This is a genomic window from Pseudomonas sp. KB_15 (assembly GCF_052114525.1).
Classification (GTDB): domain Bacteria; phylum Pseudomonadota; class Gammaproteobacteria; order Pseudomonadales; family Pseudomonadaceae; genus Aquipseudomonas.
Genome location: NZ_JBFREX010000009.1, coordinates 1 through 19,443, shown reverse-complemented (window position 1 = coordinate 19,443; position 19,443 = coordinate 1). Strand labels below are relative to the sequence as shown.

Genomic DNA, 19,443 nt, shown 5'->3' with positions numbered 1-19,443 from the left:
GTGTCTCTGATCGCTTCTGACCACTTCCGCATCGTTGTCGGCCTCGGCAAGAGCGGCATGTCCCTGGTTCGCTTCCTGGCGAACCGGGGCGTGGCGTTTGCCGTGGCCGATACGCGGGAAAATCCACCGGAACTGGCCACGCTCAAGCGTGACTATCCGCACGTGGAAGTGCGTTGTGGCGAGCTGGACGTCGAGTTCCTGTGCCGTGCCGACGAACTCTACGTCAGCCCCGGCCTGGCGCTGGCGACCCCGGCCCTGCAGGCTGCCGCTGCCCGTGGCGTGAAACTGTCCGGCGACATCGAGCTGTTCGCGCGTAACGCGAAGGCGCCGATCGTGGCCATCAGCGGTTCCAACGCGAAAAGCACCGTGACCACGCTGGTCGGCGAAATGGCGGCGGCGGCTGGCAAGCGTGTTGCCGTCGGCGGCAACCTCGGTACCCCGGCGCTGGATCTGCTGCGCGACGACGTCGAGTTGTACGTGATGGAGTTGTCGAGTTTCCAGCTGGAAACCACCGATCAACTCAACGCCGAAGTGGCGACCGTGCTCAACGTCAGCGAAGACCATATGGACCGTTACAGCGGTCTGCCGGCCTATCACCTGGCCAAGCACCGGATTTTCCGTGGTGCCAAACAGTTCGTGGTCAATCGTCAGGATGCCCTGAGCCGTCCGTTGATGGGCGAGGGCCAGCCGTGCTGGACCTTCGGTCTGAACAAGCCTGATTTCAAGGCATTCGGTCTGCGCGAAGAGAATGGCGAGAAGTACCTGGCCTTCGAATTCCAGAACCTGATGCCGGTGCGCGAATTGAAGATTCGCGGTGCCCATAACCAGTCCAACGCCCTGGCGGCCCTGGCCCTGGGCCATGCAGTCGGCCTGCCGTTCGATGCCATGCTGTCGAGCCTGCGCACCTTCGCCGGTCTCGAGCATCGCTGCCAATGGGTCCGCGACCTCGACGGCGTGGGCTACTACAACGACTCCAAGGCCACCAACGTCGGTGCTGCACTGGCGGCCATCGAAGGCCTGGGCGCGGACATCGACGGCAAGGTCGTGCTGATCGCCGGCGGCGACGGCAAGGGTGCCGAGTTCAAGGACCTGCGTGACCCGGTGGCGGCCAACTGCCGCGCCGTGATCCTGATGGGCCGCGACTCCGACAAGATCGGCGAGGCCATCGGCGATGCCGTACCGCTGATCCGCGCCGGCTCCCTGGTCGAAGCTGTCGAGCAATGCCGCGCAGCAGCCCAGCCGGGCGACGTGGTGCTGCTGTCGCCTGCCTGCGCCAGTTTCGACATGTTCAAGAACTACGAAGACCGTGGTCACCAGTTCGTCCAAGCAGTGGAGGATCTGGCATGAGCCTGAGAGGCATCATCAAGCCGTATCCATCGCCGCTCATCACCGGGCGCGGTATCGACCTTGATTTCCCGATGCTCGCCGGTTGCCTGACGCTGCTCGGCCTGGGGCTGATCATGATTGCCTCGGCATCGACCGAAGTGGCGGCCGTGCAGTCGGGCAGCGCCCTGTACTACATGATTCGCCACCTTATTTATGTGGTGCTGGGCCTGGGTGCCTGCATCGTCACCATGATGATCCCGATCGCCACCTGGCAACGCCTGGGCTGGCTGATGCTGCTGGGTGCATTCGGCTTGCTGGTGATGGTGATCATTCCGGGGATCGGCCGTGAGGTTAACGGCTCGATGCGCTGGATCGGCTTCAGTTTCTTCAACGTCCAGCCTTCCGAGATCGCCAAGGTGTTCGTGGTGATCTACCTCGCCGGTTATCTGGTGCGTCGCCAGAAAGAAGTGCGTGAAAGCTGGATGGGTTTCTTCAAGCCGTTCATCGTTCTGCTGCCGATGGCGGGCCTGCTGCTGATGGAGCCGGACTTCGGTGCCACCGTCGTGATGATGGGGGCGGCGGCGGCGATGCTGTTCCTTGGCGGCGTCGGGCTGTTCCGTTTTTCCCTGATGGTGGTCCTGGCTGTCGGCGCGGTGGTGCTGTTGATTCAAATGCAGCCCTATCGAATGGCGCGTCTGACCAACTTTGCCGACCCGTGGGCCGACCAGTTCGGTGCCGGTTATCAGTTGTCCCAGGCATTGATCGCTTTCGGTCGCGGCGAATGGCTGGGCGTTGGCCTGGGCAACAGCGTGCAGAAACAGTTCTACCTGCCGGAAGCCCACACTGACTTCGTGTTCTCGGTCCTGGCCGAAGAGCTGGGTGCGGTGGGTTCGTTGTGCACCGTGGCACTGTTCGTCTTTGTGTGTATCCGTGGCATGTACATCGGTTTGTGGGCAGAAAAGGCCAAGCAGTTTTTTGCAGCTTACGTGGCATACGGGCTGTCGTTCCTGTGGATCGGCCAGTTCCTGATCAACATTGGTGTAAACGTCGGTCTGCTGCCAACCAAGGGGCTGACCCTGCCGTTCCTCAGTTATGGCGGTAGTTCGTTGGTGATCTGCTGTGCCTGTCTCGGTTTGTTGCTGCGTATCGAGTGGGAAAGTCGAACCCACCTGGGCAGTGAAGAGATTGAGTTCCATGAGAGCGACTTCGCCGAGGAGCCGCACCATGGGCGCTAACGTCATGATCATGGCTGGCGGCACCGGTGGCCACGTGTTCCCGGCGCTGGCCTGTGCTCGCGAATTCCAGGCGCGCGGCTATACCGTGCACTGGCTCGGTACCCCGCGTGGCATCGAAAACGATCTGGTGCCGGCGGCCGGTATCGAGCTGCATCGGATCAACGCCAGCGGTCTGCGCGGCAAGGGCAAATTGTCCCTGCTCAAGGCACCGTTCATGTTGTTCAAGTCGGTCTGGCAGGCGCGGGCGATCATTCGCCGTCTGCGACCGGTCTGCGTCGTGGGATTTGGTGGTTTTGTGACCGGTCCTGGCGGTGTCGCGGCCAAACTGGCCGGCGTGCCGGTGATCGTTCACGAGCAGAACGCCGTGGCCGGTACCGCCAATCGGTTGCTGGTGCCGTTGGCCGCCCGAGTCTGTGAAGCGTTCCCCGACACCTTTACCCTGTCGGACAGCCGCCGGACCACCGGTAATCCGGTGCGCACCGAGCTGTTCCTCGAGACATCGCGACCTGCCCTGGCCGGTCGCAAGGCGCGTTTGCTGATCCTGGGCGGAAGCCTGGGAGCAGAACCGTTGAACAAGTTGCTGCCTGAAGCCCTGTCGCAAGTCGTTGCCGACTTGCGTCCGGAAGTGTTCCATCAGGCCGGCAAAAACCACGATGAAGTGACTGCAGAGCGCTATCGCGCGGCTGGCGTCGAGGCGCAGGTGCAGCCCTTCATCAAAGACATGGCCCAAGCCTACAGCTGGGCCGACCTGGTGGTATGTCGCGCAGGCGCGCTGACCATCAGTGAACTGGCCGCTGCCGGTCTGCCCTCGATGCTGGTGCCTTTGCCTCACGCCATCGACGATCACCAGACCCGCAACGCCGAATATTTGGCCCGTGAAGGCGCAGCCTTCCTGATGCCGCAAAGAACGACTGGCGCAGCGGATCTTGCCGCTCGCCTGACAGAGGTCCTGATGCAACCACAACGACTCAACGAAATGGCTACCGCGGCACGCCGCCTGGCCAAACCCGATGCCACCCGTAACGTGGTCGATAGCTGCCTGGAGGTGGCCCATGGTTGAGAGTCAGAAAGCCATGCCACAACCGGAAATGCGCCGCATCCGTCGCATCCACTTCGTCGGTATCGGCGGTGTAGGCATGTGCGGGATTGCCGAAGTGTTGCTGAACCTGGGTTATGCCGTGTCCGGCTCCGACCTGAAGGCGTCCCCGGTCACCGAGCGCCTGGAATCCTTCGGGGCGCAGATCTTTATCGGCCACCGCGCCGAGAACGCCGCTGCCGCCGATGTGCTGGTGGTGTCGAGCGCGGTGAACACCTCCAACCCGGAAGTCGCTACCGCGCTGGAACGCCGTATCCCGGTGGTGCCGCGTGCCGAAATGCTGGCTGAGCTGATGCGCTATCGCCACGGCATCGCCGTTGCCGGTACCCACGGCAAAACCACCACCACCAGCCTGATCGCTTCGGTGTTCGCCGCCGGTGGCCTGGACCCGACGTTCGTGATCGGTGGCCGCCTGAATGCCGCGGGCACCAATGCCCAGCTCGGCACCAGCCGCTACCTGATCGCCGAAGCCGACGAAAGCGATGCAAGCTTCCTGCACCTGCAGCCGCTGGTGGCCGTGGTCACCAACATCGACGCCGATCACATGGCGACCTACGACGGCGACTTCAACAAACTGAAGAAAACCTTCGTCGAGTTCCTGCACAACCTGCCGTTCTACGGTCTGGCTGTGGTGTGCCTGGACGATCCGGTGGTGCGTGAAATCCTCCCGCAGGTCAAACGCCCGACGGTCACCTATGGCTTCGGCGAAGACTGCGACGTGCGTGCCATCAACGTGCGCCAGCAAGGCATGCAGACCTTCTTCACCGTGCTGCGTCCTGACCGCGAGCCGCTGGATGTTTCGGTGAACATGCCGGGCAACCACAACGTATTGAACGCGCTGGCGACCATCTGCATCGCCACCGACGAAGGTGTCAGCGATGAGGCGATCGTCCAGGGCCTGTCCGGGTTCCAGGGTGTCGGCCGGCGCTTCCAGGTCTACGGCGAACTGCCGGTGGACGGCGGTAACGTGATGCTGGTCGATGACTACGGTCACCACCCGACGGAAGTCGCGGCGGTGATCAAGGCCGTACGCGGTGGCTGGCCGGAGCGCCGTCTGGTGATGGTCTACCAGCCGCACCGCTACAGCCGCACCCGCGACCTGTACGACGATTTCGTCAATGTGCTGGCCGATGCCAACGTACTGCTGCTGATGGAAGTCTATCCGGCTGGCGAAGAGCCGATTCCGGGCGCCGACAGCCGCAAGCTGTGCAACAGCATCCGTCAGCGTGGCCAGCTCGACCCGATCTACATCGAGCGTGGTGTCGACCTTGCGCCAGTGGTCAAGCCGCTGCTGCGCGCCGGCGACATTCTGCTGTGCCAGGGCGCCGGTGATATCGGCGGTCTCGCACCAAAACTGTTGAAAAGTGAGTTGTTCGCCGGTGCCGTTGCCGCGCCGGAGAAGGGGACGTTGAAATGACTGCTGCCTACGCCAACCTGGTCTCCACGATCGCGCCGAAAGACTTCGGCCGCGTCGCCGTGCTGTTCGGCGGGAAGAGTGCCGAGCGCGAAGTGTCGCTGAAGTCAGGCAACGCCGTTCTCGATGCGCTGCAAAGCGCCGGTGTGGATGCGTTCGGTCTCGACGTGGGCGATGACCTTCTGCAGCGTCTGCTCAATGAAAAGATCGACCGTGCCTTCATCATCCTCCACGGTCGTGGCGGTGAAGACGGCAGCATGCAGGGCCTGCTCGAATGCCTGGGCATTCCGTACACCGGCAGCGGCATCCTGGCTTCGGCACTGGCCATGGACAAACTGCGCACCAAGCAGGTCTGGCACAGCCTGGGTATTCCGACGCCACGTCACGCGGTCCTTTGCAGCGAGGCCGATTGTATTTCGGCAGCGACGGAACTGGGCTTCCCTTTGATCGTCAAACCGGCCCATGAAGGTTCAAGTATCGGGATGGCCAAAGTGAGTTCCGCGTCTGAATTGATCGACGCCTGGAAAGCGGCCAGTACCTACGATTCGCAAGTGTTGGTCGAGCAATGGATTCAAGGTCCGGAGTTCACCATCGCCACCCTGCGTGACCAGGTGTTGCCTCCGATTGCCCTGGGCACGACGCACAGCTTCTACGACTACGACGCCAAGTACATCGCCAACGATACCCAGTACCGCATTCCGTGCGGTCTGGACAGCGCCAAGGAAAAGGAACTCATGGACCTCACGGCGAAAGCCTGTGAAGCGCTGGGTATCGCCGGTTGGGGCAGGGCAGACGTGATGCAGGACGCCGAAGGGCAGTTCTGGTTCCTGGAAGTCAACACCGCACCGGGCATGACCGATCACAGCCTGGTGCCGATGGCGGCCCGTGCTGCCGGTCTGGATTTCCAGCAACTGGTTCTGGCCATTCTGGCCGAGAGCGTTGCCGGCAACACTGCCGGTAACCAAGAGTCGACGAGAGGTTAAGGCCATGCAAGGCGCTCAGCTCAGACATCAGCCTCCCGCACCCGGCCGCAAGCCGGTGCCACGGGGTGCCAGCCGAATGGTGGCCAAAGAGCCGATGTCCGTGCGCCTGCCGAAAGCCAACTTCGGTTTTCTCAAAGCATTGTTCTGGCCGGTGCTGCTGGTGGCTTTGGGGTTCGGTACTTACGAAGGCGCGACACGGTTGTTGCCGTATGCCGACAGGCCGATCACCAAAATCAACGTGCAGGGCGACCTGAGTTACATCAGCCAGCAAGCAGTGCAGCAGCGGATCGCCCCGTACGTGGCGTCGAGCTTCTTCACCATCGACCTGGCGAGCATGCGCACCGAGCTGGAAACGATGCCATGGATTGCCCACGCCGAAGTGCGCAGGGTGTGGCCGGATCAAGTGGTGATCCGCCTGGAAGAACAACTGCCGGTGGCCCGCTGGGGCGACGAGTCGCTGTTGAACAACCAGGGCCAGGCCTTCACTCCGCGTGAGCTGGCGAACTACGAACACCTGCCTCAGCTGTTCGGCCCGCAGCGGGCTCAGCAGCAAGTGATGCAGCAATACCAGGTGCTGAGCCAGATGCTCAGGCCGCTGGGCTTCTCGATTGCACGCCTCGAACTGCGTGATCGCGGCAGCTGGTTCCTGACCACCGGCCCCGGCAGTGCGGGTCCCGGGATCGAACTGCTGCTGGGACGCGGCAACCAGGTGGAAAAGATGCGCCGTTTCATCGCCATCTATGACAAGACGCTCAAAGAACAGATTACGAACATTGCGCGCATCGATCTGCGCTACGCCAACGGCCTCGCTGTTGGCTGGCGGGAACCTGTAGCGCCCACGGCAGCCCAACCCGCTGTCGCGAAGAATTAAGAAGAGGCAGGACCCATGGCAAACGTGCAAAGCGGCAAAATGATCGTCGGTCTCGATATCGGCACCTCCAAGGTGGTGGCGCTGGTAGGCGAGGTCGCGGACGACGGCACGCTGGAAATCGTCGGAATCGGCACCCATCCGTCCCGTGGCCTGAAAAAAGGCGTGGTGGTGAACATCGAGTCCACCGTGCAATCGATCCAGCGCGCCATCGAAGAAGCGCAGCTGATGGCTGGTTGCCGCATTCACTCGGCGTTCGTCGGCGTGGCCGGCAATCACATCCGCAGCCTGAACTCCCACGGCATCGTGGCGATTCGTGATCGCGAAGTCAGCTCGGCCGACCTTGAGCGTGTGCTCGACGCCGCCCAGGCCGTGGCAATCCCGGCTGACCAGCGCGTGCTGCACACCCTGCCGCAGGATTACGTGATCGATAACCAGGAAGGCGTCCGCGAGCCGCTGGGCATGTCCGGCGTGCGCCTGGAAGCCAAGGTCCACGTGGTCACCTGCGCCGTCAACGCCGCACAGAACATTGAAAAGTGCGTGCGTCGCTGCGGCCTGGAAATCGACGACATCATTCTCGAACAACTGGCTTCCGCGTACTCGGTGCTGACCGATGACGAGAAAGAGTTGGGCGTGTGCCTGGTGGACATCGGTGGCGGCACCACCGACATCGCGATCTTCACCGAAGGCGCGATCCGTCACACCGCGGTGATCCCGATTGCCGGTGACCAGGTGACCAACGACATCGCCATGGCGTTGCGCACCCCGACCCAGTACGCCGAAGAAATCAAGATTCGCTACGCCTGCGCCCTGGCCAAACTGGCCGGTGCCGGAGAAACCATCAAGGTGCCAAGCGTTGGCGACCGTCCACCGCGCGAGCTGTCCCGCCAGGCCCTGGCCGAAGTGGTCGAGCCGCGTTACGACGAGCTGTTCACGCTGATCCAGGCCGAACTGCGCCGCAGCGGCTACGAAGACCTGATCCCGGCCGGCATCGTGCTGACCGGCGGTACGTCGAAGATGGAAGGCGCGACCGAACTGGCCGAGGAAATCTTCCACATGCCGGTGCGCCTGGGCGTGCCGCATGGCGTGAAAGGTCTGGATGACGTGGTACGCAACCCGATCTATTCCACCGGCGTCGGCCTGTTGATGTACGGCCTGCAGAAGCAGTCCGACGGCATCTCGTTCTCGGGCATCGGCAGCCGCGACAGCTACAGCAACGAAGAGCCACAGGCTCCGCTGCTGGACCGCCTGAAGAAGTGGGTCCAGGGCAATTTCTGAAGATTTACCGCAACACCGTTACACCGAAGCACGCAGTAGGCGAAAAAACTAGAGAATGTAAAGGAGAGGGAAAATGTTCGAACTCGTAGACAACATCCCCGCAAGCCCGGTAATCAAAGTTATCGGTGTCGGCGGTGGCGGCGGCAACGCTGTCAACCACATGGTCAAGAGCAACATCGAAGGCGTCGAATTCATCTGCGCCAACACCGATGCTCAAGCGCTGAAAAACATCGGCGCGCGCACCATCCTGCAACTGGGCACCGGCGTGACCAAGGGCCTGGGCGCTGGCGCCAACCCTGAAGTCGGCCGTCAAGCCGCTCTGGAAGACCGTGAGCGCATTGCCGAAGTGCTGGCCGGCACCAACATGGTGTTCATCACCACTGGCATGGGCGGCGGTACCGGTACCGGTGCTGCGCCGATCATCGCCGAAGTGGCCAAGGAAATGGGCATCCTCACCGTTGCGGTGGTGACCCGTCCGTTCCCGTTCGAAGGCCGCAAGCGTATGCAGATCGCCGACGAAGGCATCCGTATGCTCTCCGAAAGCGTCGACTCGCTGATCACCATTCCCAACGAGAAGCTGCTGACCATCCTCGGTAAAGACGCAAGCCTGCTGTCGGCTTTCGCCAAGGCTGACGATGTACTGGCCGGTGCCGTTCGCGGTATCTCCGACATCATCAAGCGTCCGGGCATGATCAACGTCGACTTCGCCGACGTGCGTACCGTGATGAGCGAAATGGGCATGGCGATGATGGGCACTGGCTGCGCCAGCGGTCCGAACCGTGCGCGCGAAGCCACCGAAGCGGCCATTCGCAACCCGTTGCTGGAAGACGTGAACCTGCAAGGCGCTCGCGGCATCCTGGTGAACATTACCGCCGGTCCGGATCTGTCCCTGGGTGAATACTCCGACGTGGGTAGCATCATCGAGGCATTCGCTTCCGAGCACGCGATGGTCAAGGTCGGTACCGTTATCGATCCGGACATGCGCGACGAGCTGCACGTGACTGTCGTCGCTACCGGTCTGGGCGCAAAAATCGAGAAGCCTGTGAAGGTCATCGACAACACCGTCCACACTTCTATGGCTTCGCAGCCACAACAACAGGCCCCTGTTCGTCAGGAAGCTCCAGCGGTGAACTACCGTGACCTGGACCGTCCGACCGTCATGCGCAACCAGGCCCAGGCCGGTGCTGCGACTGCCGCGAAGATGAATCCGCAAGATGACCTGGACTACCTGGACATCCCGGCATTCCTGCGTCGTCAGGCCGATTGATGAAATGTATCAGGGCTATGAAGGTGATTGGTGTTCAGCAAAGGCGTGGTCTGCTATCATCGCCAGCCTTTGTTGATACCAGTTCGCAATTTGCGCTGAAGCGGCCCATGCCATGATTAAACAACGCACCCTGAAGAATATTATCCGTGCCACAGGTGTCGGCCTGCACTCCGGGGAGAAGGTCTACCTGACCCTCAAGCCAGCGCCTGTCGACACCGGCATTGTGTTTTGTCGCGCCGACCTCGACCCCGTGGTGCAGATTCCTGCCCGCGCGGAAAACGTTGGTGAAACCACTATGTCGACCACGCTCGTTAACGGTGACGTCAAAGTGGACACGGTAGAGCACCTGCTCTCGGCCATGGCAGGCCTGGGCATCGATAACGCCTACGTCGAGCTCTCCGCGTCCGAAGTCCCGATCATGGATGGTAGCGCTGGACCTTTTGTATTCCTGATTCAATCGGCTGGCCTGGAAGAACAGGACGCTGCCAAGAAGTTCATCCGCATCCTGCGTGAAGTGACAGTGGAAGATGGCGACAAGCGCGCTACTTTCGTCCCTTTCGAAGGATTCAAAGTGAGCTTCGAGATCGATTTCGATCACCCGGTTTTCCGTGACCGCACACAAAGTGCAAGCGTGGATTTTTCCAGCACTTCGTTCGTAAAAGAAGTCAGCCGCGCCCGTACCTTTGGTTTCATGAGTGACATCGAGTACCTGCGCAAGCACAACCTCGCACTCGGCGGCAGTGTTGAAAACGCAATTGTGGTCGACGCCGATGGCGTACTGAACGAAGACGGCCTTCGCTATGAAGACGAATTCGTGAAGCACAAGATCCTCGATGCAATCGGTGACCTCTACCTGCTGGGCAATAGCCTGATTGGTGAGTTCAAGGGCTTCAAGTCCGGCCACGCACTGAACAACCAGCTGCTGCGCAAGTTGATTGAGCAGACAGATGCCTGGGAAGTCGTGACGTTCGAAGACGCCAGCACTGCACCGATCTCTTACATGCGCCCGGTTGCGGCGGTGTAAGCAAAAAACCTCTCTAGTTTTTTAAAGGCTACCTTCGGGTGGCCTTTTTTTATGCCCTGATTTCTATGGTGGCAGTGAAGGCCCCTTCGCGAGCAAGCCCGCTCCCACATAGGAATGCAGCCTACTGTGGGAGCGGGCTTGCTCGCGAAGGGGCCGGTCGGTTCAGCATAAAATTCAGCCGGCACACACCACCCGGTTACGCCCCCCTTCCTTGGCCTGATACAACGCCTTGTCCGCGTTGAACAGCAACTGCTCCAGTTTGATATCGCTGGCCGCCGTCCAGGTGGCAATACCGATACTCACGCTCATTGGCGACTCATCGGCGTCCACCAGTGGCAGTTTTTGCACCGCCTCCCGGATATGTTCGGCGATCTGCTGCGCGCCTTCACTGCCAGTTTCGGCCAGGACCACCGAAAACTCTTCGCCACCATAGCGAGCCACCAGGTCCGCCGGGCGATGGACACTGGCGCGGATGACTTCGGCCAGTGCCCGCAAGGCTTCGTCACCCGCCTGATGCCCGTGCCGATCATTGAAGGCCTTGAAGTGATCGGCATCGATCATCAGCAACGACAACGGCTTGCGGCTGCGCTGCGCACGAAACCATTCATGGCGCAGGGCCTGATCAAGGGATCGGCGGTTGGCCACGCCGGTCAAGGCATCGGTAGCCGCCAGTTGCGCCAATTCCTGCTCGGCACATTGGCGCAGGCGCAACTCGCGGCAAAGCAGCCAGGTCAGCCACAACAGACCGATGCACAAAACCCCGGTTGCGCCGCTGATCACATAGGCCGTGCGGTTCCAGGTGGCGAACACTTCATCGATGGAAAGGGCCACGATGACGGTCAGCGGCAGATTGCCGACCCGGGAGAAGGTGTACAGGCGCCGTTGATGGTCGACGCTCGACACGCTTTCGAAGGTGCCACTGCGCTCCTGTAGCATGCGTACGACGTTGGGGCGGCTGGAGAAGCTTTTGCCGATGGAATTTGGTTCCCGGTACGGTTTCTGCGCCAGGAGAATCCCGTCATTGTTGATGATGCCCAGCGTACTGCCGGTGCCGATGTCGAGGCTGTTGAACAACTGATCGAAGTAGCTCATGCGCATCGAAGCTACCGCGACTCCCATAAACTCACCCGTGGGCGAAGAAATGCGCCGGCTGAAACTGATGCGCCATTCGTCGCGGTCATCGCAGTCGCAGCTCGGCTTGAACGGTCGGCTGATAAACATGCCGGTATCGCGATTGAAGACATGGGCCAGGAAATAATCGCGGTCAGCGAAGTTGCCCGGTTTCGGTTCGATCAGTGATGAGTCGGCCAGCACGTCGCCGTGCTTGTCCAGCAGCAGGATGTCGCCCTTGTAGCGCGCGGTGGTGGAGCGATCGAACAGCACCAGATGGCGGATCTGCGCAGAAACCTGTTTCAGGTCGTCCCGTTGGGCGGCGGCGATCAGGCCCTGCAAGGTCAAGTCATAGAGCTCGACCGTACGCAGGACATCGGCATCGATCAGTTGTGCAATGGTGGTCGCACTGCGTGTAGCGGTTTGCTGGGCGTAGGCGTGTTCGCGGATCAGCAGAAAAGTGACGATGCACAGGATCGAGATGACTGTCAGGGTGCTGCCGACGATCACCATGATCTCGGGTCGCCCGGGCGGGCCTTGAAAATGTGGGGTGCGGCTTGCGGTCATAGGGCTGACGTCTGCTAAAGGGACGTTGTAAGCGTAGTTGCATAAACGTAGCAGCCGAGTGAATCGCTTCTGTTGCTCGAACGATTGATCATTGGTGTGGGTGTCAGTGACTTTCGTTGCAAAAATTGCAAAGAAGGTTGAGTCGCCACTATAAAAAAAGCCGCTGACAGCAGCGGCTTTGAGGACAACTTTTCAAAGGGAAGAGCCGATGAAAAGTGTCGAGGGAAACAGGCGTGACAGGTACGGATCAGCTGTCATTCTCGGCCCGTGGCTGGGCCTGAGTGCTGGATGCTTGCGGGGCTTGGGCGTCTTGCGCAGCCTTGGCTGTCATCTCGATCTGATGCTCTTCGAGCGTTGCAGCGCGTGCGGCGTTATGCGCGACGAAAGTCTGCGATTCTTCCGCCATCGCCAATGGCGACAGGAACAAAGAGGACAAAACGAAAGCGCTGGCAATACCCATACTGTTGGACATCTTTAAAACCTTCTTGCTTGGCAAGTGCTGTTTGGTGCGGGCAAAGATAAGGATATGGGGCTAGGGGAAAAAGAGCGGATTCATGAAAGGACGATAGCAGCACCGCGGTCCTTGAGTTGCACCGCGTTGCCTGCATCGCGAGCAAGCTCGCTCCCACAAAGGAAGAGGGGGTCAGACGGGCAGGTGTATGCCGAAGGTATTCATCCCATGGTCACTGCGCACGAACACATCGCCGCCATGCATCAACGCAATCGCCTTGACGATGGCCAGACCCAGGCCGTGATTGTTGCCGCTGTTGCTGCGCGAAGCATCGACCCGGTAGAAGCGTTCGAACAGCCGTGGCAGGTGTTCACGGGCAATCGGCGAACCGGGGTTGGCGACGCCGATGCTGACTTGATGCTCCCGGGCTTCGATCCGCACTTGAATCACCTGCCCGGGCCCGGTGTGCTGCACCGCGTTGTTCAGCAGGTTGATCAATGCCCGGCGCAAATGGGCAATCTCGATGCGTACTTGCGCGTCACCACTGACCTCAACCCGGACCTGAGCGTCTTCGAGAATGAAATCCAGATATTCCAGGGTCGTGGCCACTTCGTCCGCCAGCGATGTGGACGTCAGTTTGGTCGCCTTGCTGCCCTGATCGGCACTGGCGAGGAATAGCATGTCGTTGATGATCGACCGCAGTCGCTCAAGCTCTTCGAGGTTCGATTGCAGCACTTCGAAGTAGTGCTCGGCGGAGCGTCCGCGGGTCAATGCGACCTGGGTCTGGCCGATCAGGTTGGTCAGTGGCGAGCGCAGTTCGTGGGCGACGTCGGCGTTGAACGATTCAAGGCGCGAGTAGGCCTGCTCGACCCGTTCCAGGGTCGAGTTGAACGAGCTGACGAACTGATCAAGCTCCGGTGGCAACGGTGACAATCGCAAGCGCCCCGAGCGCAGCGGCGGGGCCAGGCGTTGGGCTTCCTGGGACAGTTTGATCAGCGGTTTGAGCCCGATCCGCGCCACCCAGTAACCCAGTGCCGAGGCCAGCAACACGCCGACAATCGCCAGGCTGATCAGCGCGATCAACAGTTGATGCTGGGTCTGGAAAAACGTCTCGGTATCGATGGCGATCATGAAGCGCAGCGGTGGGCGCTGGTCCTTGGCGGGAAATTCGCTGACCAGCACTTTCAGCGGATACGGGTGATCCGGCAGTTGCATGTCGCGCGTGCCCTGCGGCCCTTGGGCAAAGGCGCGGATCGGCGGGGTCAGGTTGCCGTATTCGTAGTGCGGATCGCCGCTGATGATCCAGAAACTGATGCGCTTGTCTTCTTCGCTCAGCAGATTGAGCTTGTTGTTGATCTTCACCCAATGCTCGGGCGTGCCGTATCGGCCGACCGTGGATTCGAGCACGCTGTAGCGCGCGTCGAGCTCGGCTTCGGGGAGCAGGCCCAGGCCTTTGTCGACCTGCTGGTAAAGCGCCCAGCCGATCAGCAGGAACACCAGCAGCGCCACCAGCGTGAACATGCCGCTGAGGCGCAGGGCGATGGAGTTACTGGACACCACGGCTCTCCAGCACATAACCCATGCCGCGAATGGTGTGCAGCAGCTTCTCTTCGAACGGCCCGTCGAGCTTGGCCCGCAGACGTTTGATCGCGACTTCAACGACGTTGGCGTCGCTGTCGAAATTGATGTCCCAGACCATCTCGGCAATGGCGGTTTTCGAGAGGATTTCACCCTGGCGCCGGGCCAATACACTGAGCAGCGAGAACTCCTTGGCGGTCAGGTCCAGCCGTGCACCGCCTCGGGTCGCCTTGCGGCTGATCAAATCTATCCACAGGTCGGCGATGCTCACTTGCACCGGTTCATGACCGCCGCTGCGTCGGGTCAGTGCTTGCAGGCGTGCCACCAGTTCAAGGAAGGAAAACGGTTTGCCCAGGTAATCATCGGCACCGTCACGCAGGCCTTTGATGCGATCTTCCACACGCTCGCGGGCGGTCAGCATGATCACTGGGGTTTGCTTGCGCGCACGCAAGGCGCGCAGCACGCCGAAGCCGTCGAGGCCCGGCAACATCACGTCGAGGACGATCACCGCGTAGTCGCTCTCCAGCGCCAGGTGCAGGCCTTCGACCCCGTCCCGCGCCAGATCCACGGTGTAACCCTGTTCCGTCAGGCCGCGGTGCAGATAATCCGCGGTTTTTTCCTCGTCTTCGATAATCAGAACGCGCATGACCCCGCCTCAGTCTGTGGTTGCCAGCGCCGGTACTGGCGAGGGTTTTGGCCGATGGAACAGCCGCTCCAGCCACAAGTATATGACCGGCGTGGTGAACAGCGTCAGCGCCTGGCTCACCAGCAAGCCGCCGACCACCGCGATCCCCAGGGGCTGGCGCAACTCGGCGCCGGTGCCGTAGCCGAGCATCAGCGGCAGGGCGCCGAGCAGGGCGGCGAGAGTGGTCATGATGATCGGCCGGAACCGCGTGATACAGGCCTTGAAGATCGCTTCCTCAGGCGACAGTCCGCCATTGCGCTGCGCTTCGAGGGCGAAGTCGATCATCAGGATGCCGTTTTTCTTGACGATACCGATCAACAGCACCAGCCCGATCAAGGCCATGATCGAAAAGTCCTGGCCGCAAATCCACAGCATGATCACCGCGCCGAGGCCCGCCGAAGGCAAGGTCGAAATGATTGTCAGCGGGTGCACGAAGCTCTCGTAGAGCACGCCGAGAATGATGTACACCGCCACCAGCGCCGCCAGGATCAGCCACGGCTGGCTGGCCAGCGAACTCTGGAACGCCTGGGCTGCGCCCTGGAAATTGCCGCTGATGGCGCTCGGCATGCCGATGTCGACCTTGGCCTGGTTGAGCATGATCACCGCATCGCCCAACGCCACGCCGGGCGCCAGGTTGAACGACAGGTTGGCGGCCGGGAACATGCCGTCATGGGCGATGGACAGCGGGCCGATGGTCGGTGCATCGAACCTGGCCAGGGCTGACAGCGGCACCATTTCCCCGCTCAGGGGCGAGCGCAGGTAAAAATAGTTGAGGCTTTCGGCCTTGCCGCGCTGCTGGGTGTCCAGTTCCAGGATCACGTTGTACTGGTTGATCTGGGTCTGGAATTCATTGATCTGGCGCTGGCCGAATGCATCGTACAGCGCTTCGTCGACATCGCTCGCGGTCAGGCCGAAACGCGCCGCCGCGCTGCGGTCGATGCTGATGTGGGTGATGCTGCCGCCCAGTTGCAGGTCGTTGGAAATGTCGCGGAAGGCCGGGTTGGCACGCAGTTTTTCCGTCAGGCGCTGGGTCCAGGTGCTGAGGGTGCCGCCGTCATTGCTCTTGAGTACGTATTGATACTGGGCACGACTCGGGCCGGAGCTGAGGTTGATGTCCTGGCCAGCACGCAAATACAGCACGATGCCCGGCACCTTCATCAGTTGCGGGCGAATCCGGTCGATGAACTGGCTGGCCGAGACGTCGCGGTCTCCGCGTTTTTTCAGGGTGATCCAGAACCGTCCGTTGGCGATGGTCTGGTTGCTGCCGGAAACCCCGACCGAGTGCGAGAACGTTTCCACGGCAGGGTCGGCGGCGACGATTTCCGCCATTGCCAGGTGTTTTTTCACCATGTCGCCGTAGGAAATGTCCGCTGCCGCTTCGGTGGTACCGAGGACGAAACCGGTGTCCTGAATCGGGAAGAAGCCCTTGGGGATAAAGATGTAACCGGCGACGGCCAGGCCGAGGGACAGGCCGAACACGCCGATCATCAACTTCTGGTGGGCGAGGGCGTGGCGCAGGCCTTTTTCATAGAGCGCCAGCAGGCGTTCGCCGAAGCCCGGTTTGGCGTGGGCGTGATGTACCGGCGCGCGCATGAACAGCGCAGCGAGGGTCGGCGCCAACGTCAGGGACACCACCACCGAAATCATGATGGTCGAGGTGGCGGTCAGGGCGAACTCCTTGAACAACCGCCCGACCACGCCGCCCATGAACAGCAGCGGAATGAACGCCGCCACCAGCGAGAAACTGATCGACACCACGGTGAAGCCGATTTCCCCGGCACCTTTGATCGCTGCTTCGCGCATGCCGTCGCCGGCCTCCAGGTGGCGGTGAATGTTCTCCACCACCACGATTGCATCGTCGACCACGAAGCCCACGGCGACCACAATCGCCACAAGAGTCAGGTTGTTCAGGCTGAAACCCATGATGTACATCAAGGCGAAACTGGCGATCAGCGACACGCCGAGTACCGCCGAGACAATCAGCGTGGCCGACAGTTGGCGCAGGAACAGTGCCATCACCGCCACCACCAGCATGATCGCGATCAGCAGGGTGATTTCCACTTCATGCAGCGAGGCACGAATGGTCTGGGTGCGGTCGATCAGCGTCTTGACCTGCACCGAGGCGGGCAGCATCGCTTCCAGCTCCGGCAGCGCTGCCTGAATACGGTCCACGGTCTCGACGATGTTGGCCCCTGGCTGGCGGAAGATCACCAGGTTCACCCCCGGTTTCGAGCCCGCCCAGGCCTGGACATAGGCATCTTCCGAGCCGTTGACGACTTTGGCCACGTCCTTGAGGTGGACCGGTGCACCGTTTTTGTAGGAAACAATCAACTGACTGTAATCCTCGGGGTGGAACAACTGATCGTTGGTGGACAGGGTTGAAATGCTCGACTCCCCGTACAACGCTCCTTTGGCCAGGTTGAGGCTGGTTTGCTGGATCGCCAGACGGATATCGGCGAGGGTCAGGCCGATGGCCGCGAGTTTGTCCGCCGAGACCTGGACGCGGATCGCCGGACGTTGCTGACCGGTGATGGCGACCTGGCCTACACCGTCAATCTGGCTGATCTGACGCGACAGCAGGGTTTCCGTCAGGTCACTGAGTTCCGGGCCGGGCATCAGCGACGAGTTGACGCTGAGGATCAGCACCGGACTGTCAGCCGGATTGACCTTGCGCCACGTCGGCAGGTTCGGCATGTCCTTGGGCAGCTTGCCGGCGGCGGTGTTGATCGCGGCCTGCACTTCCTGGGCGGCGGTGTCGATGCTCTTGTCGAGGGTGAATTGCAGGGTCAGGTTGGTCGAACCGAGGGCGCTGCTCGACGTCATCTGGGTCACACCGGGGATGGCGCTGAACTGCACTTCCAGGGGCGTGGCCACCGATGAGGCCATGGTTTGCGGGCTGGCACCGGGCAGTTGCGCCGCCACCTGGATAGTCGGGAATTCCGCCTCGGGCAAAGGCGCCACCGGCAGGCGTGGAAAGGCGATGGCGCCCAGCAGTACCAGGGCAAACGTCAACAGGACCGTCGCCACCGGGTGGTCGATGCACCAAGCGGATATTGAGCCATGGCCTTTCATTGCGCGGCCTCCGATTGCACCACTTGCGGCGGCTCGGTCACCACCTGCACCGTCGACCCCGGCTTGAGCCGCGACTGACCATCGCTGACCAGCACATCACCTGGCTTCACGCCTTTAATGATGTCCTGGCCGCTGCCTTGATAGACCATCTGCACCTGCACGGCTTCGACCTTGTCGCCGTTGACCCGGTACACGAAGTGCTGATCGAGGCCGCGTTGCACGACTGTCGGTGGCACCACCAGCGCATCTTTCTCCAGCGCTGTCTGAATCTTTACCGTCACCAGCAGGCCCGGCCAGAGCTTCTGCCCCGGATTGTCGAACTCGGCCTTGGCGCGGATGGTGCCGGTGTTGGCGTTGATCTGGTTGTCGATCAGGGTCAGGTGGCCTTCGCCGAGCAGGTTGCCGGTTTCGCCGTCGGTGTCGGCACCGATGTAGGCCTTTACCTGAGCATGTTGCGGGTCGTTGATCAGGCCTTGCAGGGTCGGCAGCATTTGCTGCGGCAGGGAGAACTCCACGGCGATCGGGTCGATCTGGGTCACGGTGAACAGTCCCTGGGTGTCGGTCATGCGCAGGAAGTTGCCTTCATCCACGGTGCGAATGCCGACGCGACCAGTCACTGGGGAACGAATCTGTGTGTAGGAAAGTTGTACCTGAGCTGCGTCGATTGAAGCCTGATTGCCTTGGGCGGTGGCTTTGAGTTGGTTCACCAGCGCCTGTTGCTGGTCGTAGGTCTGCTTGGAAACGCCGTCGTCAACACTCAGCAGTTTGTAGCGTTTAAGGTTGACCAGCGCCACTTGCAACTGCGCCTGGCTTTCGCCCAGCTGTGCCCGGGCCTGGTCGAGGCTGGCGCGGATCGAGCGGTCGTCGATGGTGGCCAGCAGGTCGTCTTTTTTCACCAGTTGGCCTTCCTTGACCATGATTTTGGTGAGGATGCCGTCGATTTGCGGGCGAACCACGACGCTGTGCAGGGACAATACCGAACCGATGCCGCTGACATAGCGGGGCACGTCTTTTTCGGCGACGGCGACCACGCGCACGGGGATGGCGGTGGGGCTGGCGAGTTTGGCCTTGGCTGGTTTGGCTGCATACCACAGGCCCAGCGCTGCCAGGACGATCAGAAGGGCGACGAGCAGGGCGGGTTTGGTCTGGATTCGCATGCGAGTGGGGCGCCGGGGCTGGGTTTTTGGTCGAAGGGTAGTTTCCTTTATAAACCTGTTTGGTGGTCAGGAGGGTGACGGCTAACTGACGGCACTGTCAGTTTGGTTTGGTCTTGGCGGCCTCTGGGCCGACCATGTACTTGGTTGTCCGTGTACATATTCGTTTCTTCGGAAACGGCCACCTATGGTTTCGCCCTTACGGCGACTCACTTTTTTTACAAGCGCCTAAAAAAAGTAAGCAAAAAAACGCTCGCCCCTTACGTACGGCCCCTCGCTTAGGCTCGGGGTTCCTTCGCTCCGGCATTCATCCGGGGGCATCGCCTCCGGTCGGC

At 61.3% G+C, this 19,443-nt stretch carries 15 protein-coding genes; 9 read left to right on the top strand and 6 right to left on the bottom strand.

Annotated features, from left to right (window positions below):
* The 9 genes from murD (at position 1) to lpxC (ending at position 10,491) form a co-directional block, all read left to right on the top strand.
* Positions 1 to 1,347, top strand: a complete 1,347-nt coding sequence (gene murD, locus AB4Z35_RS11445) for a UDP-N-acetylmuramoyl-L-alanine--D-glutamate ligase (protein WP_007998265.1) — start codon at positions 1 to 3, stop codon at positions 1,345 to 1,347.
* Positions 1,344 to 2,561: a putative lipid II flippase FtsW gene (gene ftsW / locus AB4Z35_RS11440; protein WP_442097100.1), complete on the top strand. Its 1,218-nt coding sequence runs from the start codon at positions 1,344 to 1,346 to the stop codon at positions 2,559 to 2,561. Before murD ends, ftsW begins: the two co-directional genes overlap by 4 nt.
* Entirely contained in the window at positions 2,551 to 3,621 is a 1,071-nt protein-coding gene (gene murG / locus AB4Z35_RS11435) for an undecaprenyldiphospho-muramoylpentapeptide beta-N-acetylglucosaminyltransferase (RefSeq protein WP_442097099.1), read from the top strand. Before ftsW ends, murG begins: the two co-directional genes overlap by 11 nt.
* On the top strand, positions 3,614 to 5,074 hold the full coding sequence (gene murC, locus AB4Z35_RS11430; protein ID WP_046041927.1) for a UDP-N-acetylmuramate--L-alanine ligase: 1,461 nt from the start codon (positions 3,614 to 3,616) through the stop codon (positions 5,072 to 5,074). Before murG ends, murC begins: the two co-directional genes overlap by 8 nt.
* Positions 5,071 to 6,054 carry a D-alanine--D-alanine ligase gene (locus AB4Z35_RS11425; protein ID WP_442097098.1) on the top strand — a complete coding sequence of 328 codons (984 nt, stop codon included), beginning with the start codon at positions 5,071 to 5,073 and terminating at the stop codon, positions 6,052 to 6,054. The genes murC and AB4Z35_RS11425 overlap by 4 nt, the downstream gene beginning before the upstream one ends.
* Before the next feature lie 4 nt (positions 6,055 to 6,058).
* Positions 6,059 to 6,925 (top strand): cell division protein FtsQ/DivIB, encoded by an 867-nt coding sequence (locus tag AB4Z35_RS11420; protein ID WP_007998276.1) that lies wholly within the window; start codon positions 6,059 to 6,061, stop codon positions 6,923 to 6,925.
* A 15-nt stretch (positions 6,926 to 6,940) separates the two neighbouring features.
* Positions 6,941 to 8,200, top strand: a complete 1,260-nt coding sequence (gene ftsA, locus AB4Z35_RS11415; RefSeq protein ID WP_007989901.1) for a cell division protein FtsA — start codon at positions 6,941 to 6,943, stop codon at positions 8,198 to 8,200.
* 73 nt (positions 8,201 to 8,273) lie between these two features.
* Positions 8,274 to 9,467: a cell division protein FtsZ gene (gene ftsZ / locus AB4Z35_RS11410; RefSeq protein ID WP_007989903.1), complete on the top strand. Its 1,194-nt coding sequence runs from the start codon at positions 8,274 to 8,276 to the stop codon at positions 9,465 to 9,467.
* A 112-nt stretch (positions 9,468 to 9,579) separates the two neighbouring features.
* Complete coding sequence (gene lpxC, locus AB4Z35_RS11405; protein WP_007939852.1) at positions 9,580 to 10,491, top strand: UDP-3-O-acyl-N-acetylglucosamine deacetylase; 912 nt, start codon at positions 9,580 to 9,582, stop codon at positions 10,489 to 10,491.
* Positions 10,492 to 10,665: 174 nt separating this feature from the next.
* Here lpxC and AB4Z35_RS11400 read toward each other — a convergent pair whose 3' ends face one another.
* The 6 genes from AB4Z35_RS11400 to AB4Z35_RS11375 all read right to left on the bottom strand — a co-directional run bounded on the left by AB4Z35_RS11400 (position 10,666) and on the right by AB4Z35_RS11375 (position 19,111).
* Entirely contained in the window at positions 10,666 to 12,168 is a 1,503-nt protein-coding gene (locus AB4Z35_RS11400; protein WP_442097096.1) for a GGDEF domain-containing protein, read from the bottom strand.
* 247 nt (positions 12,169 to 12,415) lie between these two features.
* Positions 12,416 to 12,640 carry a hypothetical protein gene (locus tag AB4Z35_RS11395; protein ID WP_033052397.1) on the bottom strand — a complete coding sequence of 75 codons (225 nt, stop codon included), beginning with the start codon at positions 12,638 to 12,640 and terminating at the stop codon, positions 12,416 to 12,418.
* A 171-nt stretch (positions 12,641 to 12,811) separates the two neighbouring features.
* Positions 12,812 to 14,176, bottom strand: a complete 1,365-nt coding sequence (locus tag AB4Z35_RS11390) for a heavy metal sensor histidine kinase (RefSeq protein WP_442097095.1) — start codon at positions 14,174 to 14,176, stop codon at positions 12,812 to 12,814.
* Entirely contained in the window at positions 14,166 to 14,843 is a 678-nt protein-coding gene (locus AB4Z35_RS11385; RefSeq protein ID WP_007989910.1) for a heavy metal response regulator transcription factor, read from the bottom strand. The genes AB4Z35_RS11390 and AB4Z35_RS11385 overlap by 11 nt, the downstream gene beginning before the upstream one ends.
* 9 nt (positions 14,844 to 14,852) lie before the next feature.
* Positions 14,853 to 17,954: a multidrug efflux RND transporter permease subunit gene (locus AB4Z35_RS11380; protein ID WP_442097094.1), complete on the bottom strand. Its 3,102-nt coding sequence runs from the start codon at positions 17,952 to 17,954 to the stop codon at positions 14,853 to 14,855.
* Positions 17,951 to 19,111, bottom strand: a complete 1,161-nt coding sequence (locus AB4Z35_RS11375) for an efflux RND transporter periplasmic adaptor subunit (RefSeq protein WP_007998290.1) — start codon at positions 19,109 to 19,111, stop codon at positions 17,951 to 17,953. Before AB4Z35_RS11375 ends, AB4Z35_RS11380 begins: the two co-directional genes overlap by 4 nt.
* Between the last annotated feature and the right edge of the window lie 332 nt (positions 19,112 to 19,443).